Genomic DNA, 16,379 nt, shown 5'->3' on the forward strand with positions numbered 1-16,379 from the left:
TGGTCGGAAGAAACATTCGCGCCATCCTGCATCGGCTCGGCGAGGCGCTGGAGCTGTTCGAGGAACAGAAGATCTACCTGGTGACTCAGGCTGCCAACGACCTGAACATCACGTTCGTCGTGGAAGAAGCGCAGGGCGACCGTTTGGTCTCGCGCCTGCACGACATCGCCATTCAGAAGATGACGGCGGATCGAGTGCTCGGCCCAACTTGGGAAGAGCTGTACGGTCCCAAGGACAAGGGCGCGGTCGACGTGAAGCAGTGGTGGCATGACCGCCGCGACGACCTGATTGCACTGGGCCGCGAGCACAGCGCCGCGTTCGTCTACGACCGCGCGACGTTGACTGCGAAGGCGAAGGCACTGCGTGCGCTGCCGGGCATCGAAGGCGTGTTCTACGCGCTCAAAGCCAACTGGCATCCGGAAATCGTCAAGCTGTTCGCCGAGCAAGGCTTGGGCTTCGAGTGCGTGTCGCGCTTCGAGGTTGAGCATGTGATGAAGACTGTGCCGTCGCTCGACAAGAAAAAGATTCTGTTCACGCCCAACTTCGCGCCGCGTGCCGAGTATGAATGGGGGTTGCAGCAGGGCATTTGGGTGACGCTCGATAACTTGCATCCGCTCAAGGCCTGGCCGGAGCTGTTCAAGGGGCGCGACGTGTTCGTTCGCATCGACACGGGTTACGGCCGCGGTCATCACGACAAGGTGCGCACTGCCGGTGTGCATTCCAAGTTCGGCGTACCGCTGTTCGAGCTGGACGAGCTGGAACGTCTGGTGAAGGCTTCGGGTGCCCGCGTCATCGGTCTGCATGCACACACAGGTAGTGGCGTGTTTACCGTCGATAACTGGAAGTCGGTGGGCGACACCCTCACTTCGCTCACGGATCGCTTCAAGGATGTGCGTATCGTCGATCTCGGCGGTGGTCTCGGCGTGCCAGAACGCCTGGGTCAGCAGGGCGTGGTGCTCTCTGAGTTCGGCGAAACGCTCGCTGCGTTGAAGGCGGCCCATCCGAAGTTGTCGTTGTGGATCGAGCCGGGCCGTTATCTGGTGGCCGAAGCGGGCGTGTTGCTGGCTCAGGTGACGCAGTTGAAGGGCAAGGGCGAGGTGCACTACGTCGGTGTCGCAACCGGCATGAACTCGCTGATTCGCCCGGCGTTGTACGGCGCGCATCATGAGATCGTGAATCTGAGCCGGCTGGACGATCTTGCTACTGAGGTCGTGAACGTGGTCGGCCCGATTTGTGAGTCGGGCGATCAGCTCGGCACGGATCGCTTGCTGCCGCCGACACAAGAAGGCGATGTGCTGTTGATCGCTACCGCCGGTGCCTATGGCCGAGCGATGAGCTCGACCTATAACTTGCGAGAGCCGGCGATCGAGGTGCTGATCTAACCGTCTGCTGAAAAGCAAAGCGGGCCCTGACAATGGGGCCCGCTTCACCGACATGCCCGGTCGCAATGACCGGAGCGCTTTGCTGACAGCGGCGCCGTTACTCGTCGCTAGCTGTCATTTCGGTTCGATGACCTTCGCGCAACTCTTGCGCAGTCAACGTGCCGTCATGATCCGCATCCATCTTCGAGAACATCTGTTTGGCGCCGGCCGCATGCTCAGCCGCGCTCAACTTGCCGTCATTGTTGGTGTCCATGACGGCGATCTTCTGCGCGGAAGACATTTCCTTGGGCATGCTCTTGCCCGTGCCGGTTTGATCGTAGGCTTTCTTGTCCTGCATCTTTTCCGACTCCGGGCGCGAGTCGGCGGTGCGGGCCGGGGCATGATCCTTGTCCTTCATCATGGCGTGCGCAGCGTCCATTTCCTGGGCCGTTACCTGGCCGTCCTTGTTGCTGTCCATCTTGCTGAACATCATCTTGGCGCCGTCGGCGTGTTCCATTGCCGTGATCTTGCCGTCGCCATCCTTGTCCATCATTTTCATGGGGTCGTCTTTGCCGCCGCCGGCCACGGCCACGCCGCACAGGATGCTGGCTATCGCGAGCGGAATGAGTTTTGAAGTCATAGACTTCGAAGCCGTAGATTTCATGGTGAGACCCCTGCAGTGTTGAGTTCCCTTTCAACGTGGCGCCTGCGGGCAAGTTCCGAAGCGGTTACAGACATAAGTCGTTGCCCGCAGGGATGTCCGACACCGTGTCCGGGGATCCCACGCGTGTCATTGCGCGATGCGGCGTCGGACGGTACCCTGCACCGGTGCGTAACTTGTTCTGGCAGCGCTGGAGCCTGATCTTCTTGCTGGTGGCCCGTCTGGTCATCGGCGAGCTGGGCCATGCCATGCCCATGAACGGCATGTCAGCGGACGAGCATGCGTCGATGGCGGTCACGGCGGTCGCAGATTGCGCTGAGCATGAAGCCGGTGCCATGCAGATGCCGTCAGCTCATCACGGTGGCGATTCAATCGATGCCAATGGGGACGCCACGGGCGAAGCAGACTGCTGCAAGTCCGGTGACTGCGAATGTCCTTGCCTGCATGTTCCTTGCGCGGCGCTGGACGCTCCCGCTTTTAGTCCCATCGCTACCACACTCTTGCGCCTGCCCAACGGCGCGGACGGCCTGATCTCACAGCGCCCGTCCAGGGTATTCCGACCTCCCGCCTGATTCTCTCGATCGATCGCTACTGAGCGCGACTCACCTGCGGGTGCGGTCTGCGCATGTCGACGTTTTCGTTCAAGAGAGTGTTCATGTCATCGATGATGCAATCGTCGCGAGCGCGCCTGCCGCAGCTCTCGCGTAGAGGTTTTTTGCAAGCGGCTGGAGCCGGGCTGTTCGTTTTGGGCACCTCGCATAGAGACGCGTGGGCGCAGAGTCAGACGCAGACTGTGCTCACTGGCTCGCACTTCGATCTACAGATCGGAGAAGCCCCCTTCAACTTCACGGGCAACAAACGAATCGGTACCGTCGTCAACGGGCAGATTCCCGCGCCGCTACTACGTTGGCGCGAGGGCGACACTGTTACGTTACGTGTTGCGAATCGACTGGCGGCCCGCAGCTCCATTCATTGGCACGGCATGATTCTGCCGGCCGACATGGATGGCGTGCCTGGGTTGAGCTTTGCCGGTATCCCAAGCGGTGGCGAGTATCTGTATCGCTTCAAGGTGAACCAGTCAGGCACTTACTGGTATCACGCGCACTCGCGTTTTCAGGAACAGACCGGGCTGTACGGGCCCATCGTGATCGAACGCAAAGGGGGCGAGCGCTTTCCCACTGAGCGCGATTACGTGGTGATGCTGTCCGATTGGACGGACCTGGATCCTGAGCGCATTTTCTCGGTGCTCAAGAAGCATAGCGATTATTACAACTTCGACCGTCGCACTGCCGGCGACTTCTTTGCCGATGCGCGGAAGAACGGTTTGAACTCGACCGTTGCAGACCGCGCCATGTGGGGACAAATGCGCATGAATCCCACGGACATGCTCGATGTGTCCGGCTATGCGTACACCTATCTGATGAATGGAGTTACTCCCACCGGGAATTGGACGGGTTTGTTCTCGCGCGGTGAGCGTGTGCGGCTGCGGTTCATCAATGGCTCGTCGATGTCGTTCTTCGATGTGCGGATTCCGGGATTGAAGCTGACGGTGGTGGCGAACGACGGTCAGGATGTTGAGCCGGTGACCGTCGATGAGTTTCGCATTGGCGCGGCGGAGACGTATGACGTCATCGTCGAGCCGAAAGATGATCGTGCTTACACGATCTTCGCGCAGGCCATGGATCGTTCAGGTTATGCGCGTGGGACGCTGTCGCCCAGTGCTGGCTTGGAAGCGGAGATTCCACCGCTGGATCCGAGACCGTTGCTGACGATGCAGGACATGGGGATGTCGCATGGCTCCCACGGAGCTTCAGCGCCAGGTCCTGTCGACCACAGCCAGGGGCACGAATCATCCGGGCCACGGCCGGTCGATCATAGCCAGATGAATCACGGCGCGGCGGATCCGCACGCTGGTCATGACTCGTCGCCTGCGGTCGATCACGCCGCGATGGGACACGGCTCTGCGTCGTCGTTCGAGCATCCTGCGTCCGAGCGCTCGCCCATGCTCGACATGCAAGTCGAGCAGCCGAACATTGGCTTGGACGACCCCGGCCCGGGCTTGAGAAACAACGGTCGTCGCGTACTCACATACGCCGATCTGCACACCATCGGTGGGCCTATCGATCGTCGTGAGCCGGCTCGCGAAATCCAGCTGCATCTGACTGGCCACATGGAACGGTTTGTTTGGTCGTTCAACGGCCAGAAGTTCTCCGAAGCCACGCCACTGAAGTTCCGCCTCGGCGAGCGGCTGCGAATCACGCTAGTGAACGATTCGATGATGACGCATCCGATTCACCTGCATGGCATGTGGAGCGAGCTCGAAGATGCATCCGGCAAGTTCCAGGTTCGCAAGCACACGGTCAATGTGCAGCCTGCACAGAAGCTGAGTTACGCCGTGACGGCGGATGCGCCGGGCCGATGGGCGTATCACTGCCATCTGCTGTATCACATGGAAGCTGGCATGTTCCGCGAGGTCCATGTCGAACCCGGCGATGGCAGTGCGAGCCACGGCGCTCATGGAGATCACTCATGAGCGGCGCCAAATACAACACCTCAAGCGTGAGACCCGCGAGCGATACACTGCGAGTGAGTGTGACGCTGGTGTTTCTAGCAGCATCAGGAGCCGTGCACGGCCAGGCTGCTCAGGAAGAGCACGATGCTCATGCGCATCATCGTGCCGCAGAAACGAAGGTTGCTGAGGAACATGCACAGCACAACGCCGCCGAGCCGCAGCCGGCGGAAGATCACTCTCATCACACCATGCACGCCGACGAGCGCACTGAAAGCGAGCGGGCGCATGTGCCACCGGCGCCGCCGGAACATGAGATGGGCGACATGTCGGCGAAGGACATGATCGAAATGATGGACATGGACGACAACGCGCCCTACGGACTCGCGCTGTTCGATCAACTCGAATGGCGGGACACAAACGGCAGCGACGTGTTCGCCTGGGACGGCCGCGCCTTCTACGGCAACGACTACAACAAAGCGTTGCTCAAGTCCGAAGGCGAACGCACCCAAGGCAACTACGAAGGCTCCGCCGAGCTGCTGTGGGATCGCGTGATCGCACGTTGGTGGAGCCTGCAAGCAGGCGTCGCGCATGACTTCAGCGAAGGTCCTTCGCGAACCTGGGCCGCTTTCGGCGTGCAGGGACTCGCACCGTATTGGTTCGAAGTAGAAGCATTGCTATACGTGGGTGAGCAAGGCCGCACGGCCGCCAGCTTCTCCAGCGAATACGAAATGTTTCTGACTCAGCGCCTGGTGTTGCAACCCAAGGTCGAGCTGAAACTTTTCGGCAAAGACGATCCTGCCAACCACATCGGTTCAGGATTCAGCGATGCCGAGTTCGGCTTGCGCCTGCGTTATGAAATCAAGCGAGAATTCGCGCCGTACATCGGCGTGCTGTGGTCGAAGAAGCTCGGCTCGACCGCCGATCTAGCGCGACAGCATGGCGAAGCGGCCAACGACGTCCAATTCGTCGCCGGGCTACGTGTCTGGTTTTAAGAAGGGTGCCTGGTTTTAACAAAAAGGAGAGAACAGTTAGCAGAGCACTTGCCAACTAGTTGAGAATCGTTATCATCACTGGCGCTCGTCGGCCTCCCGACGAGCCGCCAGCTCACGGGCCAGCCTTCACAGTCCACATCGGACGAGAGCCCAAGCGATCGCTGGCATTGCTCCCGCCGCAGTGGATCGCTTCGTGCGTCCGACAATAAGGGAGCCTCACCATGTTCGTTTCTCCTCGTGCATCAGCACCGCTGATGGTTCGTCGTGCCTTGCACATTTGCAGCCTGGCCGTCGCACTGTCGCTCGGCGTGGCGCACGCAGCGGAGCAAGCGAAGGACGAACAAGCGCTGCCCACCGGCGGTCATGCCGGCAACACGTTCATCAGCGCGTGGGACGACGATGGCGACGGCAAAGTGTCGCGCACCGAGTACGAGAACGTTCGTATCGCTCGCTGGGCAACAGCAGATGGCGACAAGGACGGCTCACTGACCGTCGACGAATATCTCAACGAATATGCGGTCCGCTTGGACCAGGACATTGCCGACGAGCGTAACGCTTCGCTGAAACAAACGGACACGCGCTTCAAGGCGCTGGACAAGGACGGCGACAAATTCGTGAGTCGCGCCGAGTACAACAATTCCGGCGACCAAGCCTTCGTCCACTTGGATCGCAACAAGGATGGTCGAATCACCCAGGAAGACGCTGAACCGGCTGACAAGCAGACGCCGCGCCGCCGCTCGGTGATTTCCATGCCGACTTCGCACAACCTCGCCGGCATGCTCGAGATTTACGATGACGACGGCGACGACGTGCTCACCCGTGAGCAATACAATGCGCAGCGCGCCAAGGTCTTTGCGGCTACCGACAGCAACAAGGACGGCAAGCTGGATCACGATGAATATGCCAACGAGTTCATCGCTCGCTTGAACGAGCGCATCGCCGAGCGTCGTCAGGCACAGCTCAAGCAGGGGCGGGTGCGCTTCAAAGCCATCGACGCCGACCAGAACGGCCGCATCAGCCGAGAAGAATACTTCGCCATGAGCGCGCGTATGTTCGAACGCGCCGACACCAACAAAGATGGCCTCGTGACCAAAGACGATCCGCCGCCGCCCCGCGAGCGCCGCGATGAGGATCGTGCTGTCACCAGCCAGGTGTCGACGCCCTGACATCACACAGATTTCCATCGGATCGAAACCCGCCCAGTCAGCTCGACGCCAACCAGGCAACGCTTTCACGCCATTTGTCTGGAGATTCCCATGCGTACCTCGAGTACTGTCCTGTCCTTGGCGGTCGCCGCCACTTTGTTGGCGGCGCTGCGACCGAGCTTTGCCGCTGAAGCCGACGAGCCGGCCAAGCAACTCAACAAGATCAAAGTCACCGCCGAAGAAGAGGCTCGCTCCACGGTGGGCAACACGACGGTAGTCGAAGCCGCCGCGCTCGAGAATGAGCAGGCGCAGAACTTCGAAGACCTGATTCGATACATCCCAGGCGTGAGCATCGTCGACATGGGGCGCTTCGCCGACAACGGTTTCAACATCCGTGGTCTGGAAGGCGATCGCGTGGCGTTGACCGTCGACGGTTTGTCGTTCGCCGAGTCGCTCGAAACCACGCCAGCCTACGAGTTCTTCCGCTCTGGCCGTGGCAGCATCGACATCGACACCCTCAAGAACATCGAAGTCGTGAAGGGCGCAGACTCGATCACCGCCGGCAGCGGTGCGTTGGGTGGTGCCGTGATGTTCACGACCAAAGACCCGTACGACTATCTGAGCCCGGACGGCAACGATAGCTTCTTCCGCGTGAAGACCGGCTACACCAGCAGTTCCGATGAACTCATGACGACAGCGACCCTTGCGAACCGCACCGGTCCGGTGGAGTCGATGGTGCTGTATACGCGTCGTCGGGGTCATGAGGCTGAGTCGTGGTACAGCTCGTCGCCGATTGCCACCGGTTCCGGCCGCCGCACGCCCGATCCCATCGATCGCGAGAGCGACACTGTGTTGGCCAAAGTCGATTTCCTGATCGGCGACAGCCAACGCTTCGGCTTGATTGGCGAATACAGCCGCACCGAGAACGATATCAATAACCTGTCGCGCGTCGGCGGCTTGGGCTATCTCACACGACGAGCCGATGACGACGGCGATCGCGATCGCTACGGTGTGCGTTACAGCTGGGACGACGCAGACACCTTCTTCGACAGCCTCGAATGGACCGCGGATCGAGTCAAAACCGAAAGCCGCGCGTTGACGACGATTCTCGCCGGCACTGGCTGCGCTCAGAACGTCGTGCCTTGCCTACGCAGCGAGAACCGCGCCACCGACCAAGTGCTCGACCGCTCGGCGCTGGACTTCACCAAGGCCTGGAAAGGCGCGAGCGCGAGCCATTCATTGATCTATGGCCTGGCTTGGCAGAAGCGCGACGTGCAGTTCTCGGCAGTCGATACCCGATACATCGGCACCACCAGCGCCACCAGCTCGGTGACCGTCGATCCAGATCAAATTCCCCGCACCGATGTCACCAACTACAACGTCTATCTGCGCGACAGCATCTACTTGCTCGACGACCGGCTGACGTTGCATGCCGGTGCTCGCTACGACCGTACCGAGTACTCGCCGAAGACCGGTCCTCAGTTTGTCGACCCCACCGGGTCCGTTCGCGATCTGGAATTCTCCGCGGTTACGGGCCAGGTCGGGGTCGACTTCAAGTTCACACCGGAACATTCCGTGTGGGCCCAGGTCGGTCGCGGCTTCCGTGCACCGTCGGTTGGTGAGTTGTACTCGCCGACCGCCACCGTCACGGCGACCGACGTTGCTACCGGCAACCAGGTCACGTTGTGGGATTCGGTGTCCAATCCCAATCTCGAAGCCGAAGACAGCTTGAACGCCGAACTCGGCTATCGCTGGCAGTCGGAAAGTCATGCGCTCGGCATTTCGCTGTTTCGTGACAAGTACAGCAACTTTGTCGAGACCACGACTTTCATCCAGAACCCGGACAGACAGTATCGAACCTGCGTCGGCACCAACTGCACGGTCACTCAAGGCAACGAATACTTCATGCCGGCCAACGCCGGCGAAGTTACCGTCAAGGGCGTCGAAGTCGAAGGCCGCTGGCTGATTACTCAGCAATGGTCGGCGCGACTGGCGTGGGCCTACAGCGAAGGCGAGAAGAAGAACGGCGATCCGTTGCCGAGCATCGTGCCGGCCACCGGCGTGCTGGGCTTGCGCTATGACTCGCCGACGCAGCGGTGGTCGCTCACCGGCAACATCTCTCATGCCGAGGCGAAGAAACTCGAAGACGCGACGCTCACCGAAAGCAACGATTTCTTCCAATCGTTGGTGCCGGACTACTTGAGCGATGCATACACCACGCTGGACCTGTTCGGCGAGCTCGAGATCATCAAAGGCCTGAAGTTGAACGCCGGTGTCTACAACGTGTTCGACGAGAAGTACAAGCTTTGGCCCCGCGTCCGCTATGTCCACGAAGGCACGACCACGCTGTACGGCTACGTCACGGGCGACGGCATCGGTCGCTACACCGAGCCCGGCCGGAATTTCCGCGTGTCGCTGGCCTGGCAGTTCTGATCATTGGGTTTGGAGATCGATTGCATGACTAACCTTCGTTTGGCGCGGCTCTCTTTAGGTGCTGCGTTGTTGTGGTTCAGCGGCGCGCAGGCGCATTCGCCTTACTTGCTGCCGAACTTGTTCGATCTGGGCAAACGGGATCACGTGACGGTGCTGGGGAGCTTCACTGAAGACTTCTTCGAGCCAGACGTGGCGATGAAGTCGGACGACTATCACGTGCTCACGCCCACCGGGGCTAAACAGGCTTTGACGCCTGTCTACACGCGTGACCTCGCTATCCTTGAAGCTGAGACGAAAGAGCAGGGGACTTATCGCATCTCCACCGGGAAGCGCGGCGGTCGCACCGCCAAGGCTGCGTGGGTCGATGGCGATTGGAAGTTCCTCAGCCCGAAAGACTCCGCGCCTGCCGGCGCGAAGACCTACGACGTTCAGAGCATCACTGTGTCGGATGTTTATGTGACGCAGGGGAAACCTTCTGAGCAAGTGTTGGCCCCGCGTGGCAGCGGATTGGAGTATCGGGTGCTGTCGCACCCCAACTCGATCTTCGTCGGCAAGGAGGTTTCGTTCGAAGTGCTATTCGATGGCAAGCCGCTCGCTGGACATGCCGTGTCGGTTTACACGGGTCAGGCGAGGTATTCGGATAAGAAGGCCTTCGCCGAGGTGATTAGTGACAAGGCTGGGCGGTTTAGTTTCAAGCCGGATAAACCGGGTGTGTACTTGGCGATGTCCCGCCATCGGCCGACGCCGGCCAAGGATAGTCAGCAGGGAGTGAGTTACACGTACTCCGTGGTGTTGGAGGCTACAGAGTAGGAGGCTTTGCAACGCCGTCGTACGCATCGGCGTCGGCTGGAGGGCCGACCGACCCTCCAGGCGACGCGAACCACCGACGCCTCTTAACTCTTATTAACTCTTAGCAGCGTGCCGCTTTTCCAACTCAGCGACGACGTGAGCCAACGACAGCTCTCGGCTCTTGAGCAAGAGCGTTAAGTGAAACAGCAAGTCAGCAGCCTCGCCAATAAGCTTATCGTCAGGCTGAGTAACAGCAGCGAGAGCAACCTCAACACCTTCTTCGCCGACCTTCTGAGCCATCCGAGTCTTACCATCAGCCCACAAGCGCGCGGTGTAGCTGCCTTCAGGCCGCTCACTAACACGCTTCTCGATGACGGACTCCAACCGCGATAAGAAGGCAAGCTGAGTAGCCGTAGTGCCAATAGCGTCACCGAAGCAGCTATCCGTGCCGTTATGGCACGTCGGGCCGTCCGGCCGGGCAGTGATGAGCAGAGTGTCGTTGTCGCAATCGATGGCCGCATCGACCAAGTTAAGGAAGTTGCTGGACGTCTCACCCTTAGTCCACAACCGCTGCTTGCTGCGGCTATAGAACGTCACTCGCTTCTCACCAAGCGTCTTTCGCAAAGCCTCTCGGTTCATATAACCAAGCATGAGCACGCGCCCATTGGTCGCATCCTGCACAACTGCAGGCAGCAAGCCATCGCCCTTGCTCCAATCGAACGAATCGATCTGATCGAGCTTCATGGCCGAACCTCGATGGCCTGCTCTCGCAGGTAGCTCTTCAACTCCGGAATCGGCAACACGCCAGTGTGGAACACGCTAGCCGCCAGCGCTCCATCGACCTTCGCCTCATGGAACACACTGGAAAAGTGTTCCTTCGATCCAGCACCACCTGACGCGATCAGCGGCACTCGACACTGTGCTCGCACAGCGCTGAGCTGTGCGATGTCATAGCCCTTGCGCACGCCATCGCTGGCCATGCAATTGAGCACGATCTCTCCAGCGCCCAGGTCCTGAACTTCACGCACCCAGTCCAACGTCTTCTTGGCTGTGTTCCGAGTGCGCTCAGGATCGCCGGTGAATTGATACACCTGATAGTTCCCGTCCACCGTCTGGCTATCGATACCGACCACCACACACTGCGCGCCAAAGCGGGCGCTCAGTCGGCCGATCAGTTCGGGATCAGCAATGGCAGGCGAATTGATCGACACCTTCTCAGCGCCTTCGCCGAGCACTTCTTCAGCGTCGCTGACGCTGCGAATGCCACCGGCCACACAGAAAGGAATATCCAGAATGCGAGCAATCCGGCGAATCCAGCTGCGATCCACCGTGCGCCCATCCGGGCTCGCGGTGATGTCGTAGAACACCAGTTCGTCGGCGCCTTCGTCGCGATAGCGCGTCGCCAGTTCGAGGATGTCGCCCACGACCACGTGATCGCGGAAGCGCACGCCTTTGACGACCTGCCCGTCTCTTACGTCGAGGCAGGGGATGATGCGTTTGGCAAGAATGGCCGCAACTCCTCAGAAGAAATCTTGTTTTCCAGCAGCGCTTTGCCGCTGATCACGGCAGCAACGCCGCATTCACGCAGGGCGACCAGATCGTGCGCGGTGGCAACACCGCCCGACGCCTGCCACTGCAACTCCGGAAAGCGGCGCACCGCTTCCGCATACAACTCGAAGTTCGGGCCGGTCAAGGCGCCGTCTCTGGCAACGTCAGTGCACAGCACATGAGCGATGCCCGAGCGCATGAAACGTTCGACGATGGCCCACAGACTCACCGTGCTGGTTTGTTGCCAGCCGTGTGTCGTGAGCATCGGCACGCCCGATTCGTCCAGTCGCACATCCAAAGCGAGTACTACTCGCGTGGGGTCGACTTCCGATAGCCAAGAAATCACCACATCGGGCGAATTGATGGCGACGCTGCCAATGACGGCGCGTTCCACGTCGGCATCCAACAGGGCTTTGACGCGATCCAGCGAGCGCAGGCCGCCGCCGACTTGAAGTTTCAGCGAGCGGTCGCTGGCGAACTTCACGATGACATCGCGATTGGCTTGCGTGCCGTCCTTCGCGCCGTCCAGATCGACGACATGAATGCGGCGCGCGCCGAAGCCCCGATAGCGGGCCAGAATTTCGGCAGGATCGTTGGAATACACCGTCTCGGCGGCGAAGTCGCCCTTGAACAGGCGCACACAACGGCCGTCTTTGAGATCGATGGCGGGAATCAGCTCCATGATGGGTTCAGTGTGTCGGTTGCAATTGAAGGAAGTTACGTAGCAGCAGCGAGCCGATGCGCGCCGAACGTTCCGGATGGAACTGCGCACCGAACACGTTGCCGCTTTGGACCAGCGCCGAGAACGGCTCGCCATAGTTGGACGTAGCCACCGTCAGCGGGCTGACCGGCGCGGAATAGCTGTGCACGAAATAAACATGATCGCCGGGATTGATGTCTTTGAGCAGCGGCGAGCCGGGCTCGAACTCGAGCTGATTCCAACCCATGTGCGGCACCGGCAGTTCCTCGCGATCGGCAAAGCGTCGCACGCGGCCCGGCAGCAAGCCGAGGCAAGGCACTTCACCTTCTTCCGAAGACTCGAACAACAGCTGCATGCCGACGCAGATGCCGAGCATGGGCTGGCGCAGCTTACGAATCGTGTCCACCAAACCGGGAATGCGTTGCAAGCGCCCCATGCAATCGGCCGCGGCGCCGACGCCAGGCAGGATCACATGCGAAGCCGCACGCACCTTTTCGGGATCGGTGGTCAACTCCGAAGCCACGCCGAGGCGGTCGATGGCGTAGCGGAGGGAAGCGATGTTGGCACCGCCACTGTCGATGATCGCGAGCTGCATTACAACGTACCCTTGGTGCTGGGCAATTCCGTGTCCGTGATGCGGAATGCCTGGCGCAGTGTACGACCGACGCCTTTGAACAAGGCTTCGATCATGTGATGAGTGTTGTCGCCCTGAACCTTGAGGTTGATGGACGCGCCGAGCGTCTCGGCGAGCGAACGGAAAAAGTGCGGTACCAGCTCGGTGGGCAACTGGCCGACGCTATCGCGACCGAACTGACCTTCGAACACGAAATACGGCCGGCCCGACAGATCGATGGCGACCTGTGCCAGCGCTTCGTCCATGGGCAACAAGAAGCCGTAGCGATGAATGCCGCGCTTGTCGCCGAGCGCCTGTTTCAACGCCTGGCCCAGGGCCAAGGCGCAGTCTTCGACGGTGTGATGCTCGTCGATGTGCAAGTCGCCCTTGCAGGTGAGCTGCAGCGAGAAGCCGCCGTGCTTGGCGATCTGCTCCAGCATGTGATCGAAAAAGCCCAGGCCCGTGTCGACATGGATGGGCAATTCGCGATCCAGATCCACTTCGACCTTGATGTCGGTTTCCTTGGTCTTGCGCGTCACGGTGGCCACGCGAGCTTTCGCTGTGAGCCGAGCAACGATCTCAGGCCAGGTGTCGCCGGGCGTTTCATCCGTGCGGATGCGAATGCCTTCGATGCCCAGGTTACGAGCCAACTCCAGGTCGGTTTCCCGGTCGCCGATGACGTAGCTGTGTTGCTTGTCGATGGGCTTGGCGCGCAGATAGTCGTCGAGCAAGCCGGTCTTGGGCTTGCGGCACTGGCAGTTGTCTGCTGGCGTGTGCGGGCAGATGAACTCTTCGGCGAACACGATGCCTTGCGAGACCAGCAACTCACGCAGAAATTCATGCGGCTCGCGGAAGGTGGGCTCCGGGAAGCTGGCCGTGCCGAGACCGTCCTGATTGCTCACCATCACCAGCGTGTAGCCAGCATCGCGCAGGCGCTGCAAGCCCACGATCACGTCCGGCACCAGCCGCAGCTTTTGCAAGCTATCGATCTGTTTGTCGGCCGGCTCCTTGATGATGGTGCCGTCGCGATCGATGAACAAAACGCGTTGCCCGCTCATGCTGCCACTCCCGAAGCTCGGGCGACGCCGAGGATGAGCCGATCGTTTTGTTCCGGCGTGCCGATGGAAATGCGCAAGCTGGTGCTCAGTCCGGGCTGCGAGCGCGGGTCGCGAATGATCAAGCCGGCGCCGAGCGCGGCACGCAACACTGCGTCGGCATCGTGACAATCCACCAGAATGAAATTGGAATCGCTGGCCCACACCTGACGAATCAGCGGCAGCGGTGCGAGTCGTTCAACCAGTCGAGCGCGCTCACTCAATATCTGAGCGATGCGTTCCTTGGATTCTGCGACGTGTTCTTCATCCGTGAACTGCAACACTGCATCGATGGTTTGGGTCGGCAGCGCATACGGCGTGATGACTCGAGCGAGCAGGCTGATGATGTCTTCGTGTGCGAGCAGTGCGCCACAACGTGCGCCGGCCAATGCATATGCTTTCGACAGCGTGCGCAGGATTACTAGATTCGGAAAGCGCGCCAGATCCTGCGACATGCTCGGCACGTCGGCGAATTCGATATACGCCTCATCGACGACTACCAACGCCTTGTTGCTGAGCTGAGAGCACAATGCTTCGACGGAGGCGCGATCCAGCAGGTTGCCGGTCGGGTTGTTCGGCGTGCAGACGAACACTAGCTTCACATTCTCATTCCACGCCGCTAGCACCGCTTGCGTGTCGAGTTCAAAGCCTCGCTCTTTCAGCAGCGGCACTTCGATCACACCAGCGCCTTGAATACGAGCCGACACTTTGTACATGCCGAAGGTAGGCGGGCAGATCAGCACACTGTCCTGGCCAGCGCGACAGAACGCGCGCACCAATAGATCGATGCCTTCATCGCTGCCGCGGCCGGCGAGCACTTGCTTCGGCTCGACGCCGTACAATTTCGCCAGATGATGAATCAGCGCGTCGGGCTGCGGTTCGGGATAACGGTTGAGGCCGGCACCGGAGCGGTCGCCATCGGCACGCCACGGCATTTCGTTGGCGTGCATGCGCTCCAAGGTCGGGTCCCAAGCCGCGTGTTGATACTGTTGCAACGACAGGATGTCGGGCCGAGCAAGCTTCAAGATCGGGTTCATGACGGATTCGCGAGTTGGCGCAGGCGCACTTGCACCGCGTTGGCATGTGCGTCGAGGCCTTCGAGGCCAGCGATGGTGACAGCAGTCGGGCCCAGATCGCGCAGGCCGTCGGCAGTGAGTTCCTGCACGGTCATACGCTTCTGGAAGTCGACCAACGACAATCCGCTGTAGGCGCGGGCGAAGCCATAGGTCGGCAGCACGTGATTGGTGCCGCTGCAGTAGTCACCCATGGTTTCCGGCGTCCACGCACCGAGGAACACAGAGCCGGCGTTGCGGATCTTGGGCAACCACTCACGAGCTTGAGCGACTTGAACGATCAAGTGTTCGGGTGCGTAGGCGTTGCTCAGCTCGAAGGCCGATTCCAAGTTGTCTACGAGGAACAGGCGAGCGTGATTGATGGACTGGCGCAGCGTGCTTTCGCGGCCGAGTCTTTTCATCTGTGCTTCGAGTTGAATCAAGGTCGCTTCGGCGAGAGCACGCGACGTGGTGACCAGAATGGCTTGGGCGTCGGCGCTGTGTTCGGCTTGAGCGAGCAGGTCGGCGGCGACGAATTCGGCATCGGCCTTTTCGTCGGCGATGACCAGCACTTCCGACGGGCCGGCAGGTAGATCGAGTGCGGCGCCGTCTGGATCATTCGCAGCGAGGATTTTCGCGGCGGTAACCCACGAGTTGCCGGGGCCGAACACTTTGTCGACTTTCGGAATAGAGGCTGTGCCATAGGCCATCGCAGCCACGGCCTGCGCGCCACCGACTTTGAACACGCGAGTCACACCGCAGAGTTTTGCTGCCACGAGGACAGCGGGATCTGCTGTGCCGTCTTTGCGAGGCGGCGTGCAAATGATGCGTGTGGGGCAGCCAGCAACGCTTGCAGGAACGGCCAACATGACTGCCGTGGAGGGCAGGGGAGCTACGCCGGCGGGCACATACAGACCGACTGCATCGATGGCGCGGAAGTGACGTTCGCACACGACGCCTGGAGACATTTCGACGCGCAAGGAGTTGCTGACCTGCGCTTCGTGGAAACGACGAACGTTGCTGATGGCGCGTTCCAACGCGGCGCGTTGTTCGGCGTTGAGTGCGCCTTCAGCGGCAGCGAATTCAGCGGCGTCGACTTCGAGGGACTGCAACTTCACGCCGTCGAAACGAGCTGTGAAGTCGAACAGAGCTTCGTCGCCGCGAGCGCGGACATCTTTGATGATCTCGCTGACGCGTCGATGCAAGGCGTCGGTATCCGCTTGCGCCGGCCGCCGCAAGGCAGCCAGCCGCTCGACCGCGGGTAAACTCGACCACTCCAACAACGACAAACTCACGGCGGACCTCACTCGGCTCAGGCCAACATCTTCTCGACCGGCAATACCAGTATCGCGCTGGCGCCGGCCTTCTTCAGACTTTCCAGGGTTTCCCAGAACACGTTCTCTCGACACACGGCATGCACGGCGACTTTGTCAGCGTTACCGTCGAGCGGCACGATGGTGGGATATTCGCTACCGGGCA

General features: G+C 60.5%; 15 protein-coding genes and 1 pseudogene. 7 read left to right on the forward strand and 9 right to left on the reverse strand.

Going from position 1 to position 16,379, the window contains the following annotated elements; genetic code table 11:
• Positions 1 to 1,382, forward strand: a pseudogene (locus tag JNL55_RS32980) (bifunctional aspartate kinase/diaminopimelate decarboxylase); the annotation flags it as partial.
• Between the two features lie 97 nt (positions 1,383 to 1,479).
• Here JNL55_RS32980 and JNL55_RS32985 read toward each other — a convergent pair.
• Positions 1,480 to 2,001, reverse strand: a complete 522-nt coding sequence (locus tag JNL55_RS32985) for an EF-hand domain-containing protein (RefSeq protein ID WP_293864792.1) — start codon at positions 1,999 to 2,001, stop codon at positions 1,480 to 1,482.
• Between the two features lie 188 nt (positions 2,002 to 2,189).
• Here JNL55_RS32985 and JNL55_RS32990 point away from each other — a divergent pair, with 188 nt between their 5' ends.
• From JNL55_RS32990 to JNL55_RS33015, 6 genes are all read left to right on the forward strand, one after another.
• Positions 2,190 to 2,594, forward strand: coding sequence for a CopL family metal-binding regulatory protein (locus tag JNL55_RS32990; RefSeq protein ID WP_293864794.1), 405 nt, complete (start codon positions 2,190 to 2,192; stop codon positions 2,592 to 2,594).
• Between the two features lie 92 nt (positions 2,595 to 2,686).
• Positions 2,687 to 4,555 carry a copper resistance system multicopper oxidase gene (locus JNL55_RS32995; RefSeq protein ID WP_322111067.1) on the forward strand — a complete coding sequence of 623 codons (1,869 nt, stop codon included), beginning with the start codon at positions 2,687 to 2,689 and terminating at the stop codon, positions 4,553 to 4,555.
• Positions 4,552 to 5,526 carry a copper resistance protein B gene (locus JNL55_RS33000; RefSeq protein ID WP_293864800.1) on the forward strand — a complete coding sequence of 325 codons (975 nt, stop codon included), beginning with the start codon at positions 4,552 to 4,554 and terminating at the stop codon, positions 5,524 to 5,526. The genes JNL55_RS32995 and JNL55_RS33000 overlap by 4 nt, the downstream gene beginning before the upstream one ends.
• A gap of 221 nt (positions 5,527 to 5,747) precedes the next feature.
• On the forward strand, positions 5,748 to 6,692 hold the full coding sequence (locus JNL55_RS33005) for an EF-hand domain-containing protein (RefSeq protein WP_293864803.1): 945 nt from the start codon (positions 5,748 to 5,750) through the stop codon (positions 6,690 to 6,692).
• A 90-nt stretch (positions 6,693 to 6,782) separates the two neighbouring features.
• Positions 6,783 to 9,104 (forward strand): TonB-dependent hemoglobin/transferrin/lactoferrin family receptor, encoded by a 2,322-nt coding sequence (locus JNL55_RS33010; protein WP_293864806.1) that lies wholly within the window; start codon positions 6,783 to 6,785, stop codon positions 9,102 to 9,104.
• A gap of 24 nt (positions 9,105 to 9,128) precedes the next feature.
• Positions 9,129 to 9,914 carry a DUF4198 domain-containing protein gene (locus JNL55_RS33015; protein WP_293864809.1) on the forward strand — a complete coding sequence of 262 codons (786 nt, stop codon included), beginning with the start codon at positions 9,129 to 9,131 and terminating at the stop codon, positions 9,912 to 9,914.
• Between the two features lie 93 nt (positions 9,915 to 10,007).
• Here JNL55_RS33015 and hisIE read toward each other — a convergent pair whose 3' ends face one another.
• The 8 genes from hisIE to hisG form a co-directional block, all read right to left on the reverse strand.
• Complete coding sequence (hisIE, locus tag JNL55_RS33020) at positions 10,008 to 10,637, reverse strand: bifunctional phosphoribosyl-AMP cyclohydrolase/phosphoribosyl-ATP diphosphatase HisIE (protein WP_293864812.1); 630 nt, start codon at positions 10,635 to 10,637, stop codon at positions 10,008 to 10,010.
• Entirely contained in the window at positions 10,634 to 11,401 is a 768-nt protein-coding gene (gene hisF / locus JNL55_RS33025; RefSeq protein ID WP_415923210.1) for an imidazole glycerol phosphate synthase subunit HisF, read from the reverse strand. Before hisF ends, hisIE begins: the two co-directional genes overlap by 4 nt.
• Positions 11,365 to 12,123 (reverse strand): 1-(5-phosphoribosyl)-5-[(5-phosphoribosylamino)methylideneamino]imidazole-4-carboxamide isomerase, encoded by a 759-nt coding sequence (hisA, locus tag JNL55_RS33030; RefSeq protein WP_293864818.1) that lies wholly within the window; start codon positions 12,121 to 12,123, stop codon positions 11,365 to 11,367. Before hisA ends, hisF begins: the two co-directional genes overlap by 37 nt.
• A gap of 7 nt (positions 12,124 to 12,130) precedes the next feature.
• Positions 12,131 to 12,736, reverse strand: a complete 606-nt coding sequence (gene hisH / locus JNL55_RS33035; RefSeq protein ID WP_293864821.1) for an imidazole glycerol phosphate synthase subunit HisH — start codon at positions 12,734 to 12,736, stop codon at positions 12,131 to 12,133.
• Positions 12,736 to 13,812, reverse strand: coding sequence for a bifunctional histidinol-phosphatase/imidazoleglycerol-phosphate dehydratase HisB (gene hisB, locus JNL55_RS33040; protein ID WP_293864824.1), 1,077 nt, complete (start codon positions 13,810 to 13,812; stop codon positions 12,736 to 12,738). Before hisB ends, hisH begins: the two co-directional genes overlap by 1 nt.
• The gene (hisC, locus tag JNL55_RS33045) at positions 13,809 to 14,885 is read right to left on the reverse strand and encodes a histidinol-phosphate transaminase (RefSeq protein ID WP_293864827.1); all 1,077 of its coding nucleotides are present in this window, start codon (positions 14,883 to 14,885) and stop codon (positions 13,809 to 13,811) included. The genes hisB and hisC overlap by 4 nt, the downstream gene beginning before the upstream one ends.
• Entirely contained in the window at positions 14,882 to 16,189 is a 1,308-nt protein-coding gene (gene hisD, locus JNL55_RS33050) for a histidinol dehydrogenase (RefSeq protein WP_415923211.1), read from the reverse strand. The genes hisC and hisD overlap by 4 nt, the downstream gene beginning before the upstream one ends.
• Before the next feature lie 23 nt (positions 16,190 to 16,212).
• On the reverse strand, positions 16,213 to 16,379 hold a 167-nt coding region (gene hisG / locus JNL55_RS37580), incomplete at its 5' end, for an ATP phosphoribosyltransferase (RefSeq protein ID WP_415923212.1).

The sequence above is a fragment of the Steroidobacter sp. genome (assembly GCF_016790065.1).
Taxonomy (GTDB): domain Bacteria; phylum Pseudomonadota; class Gammaproteobacteria; order Steroidobacterales; family Steroidobacteraceae; genus Steroidobacter.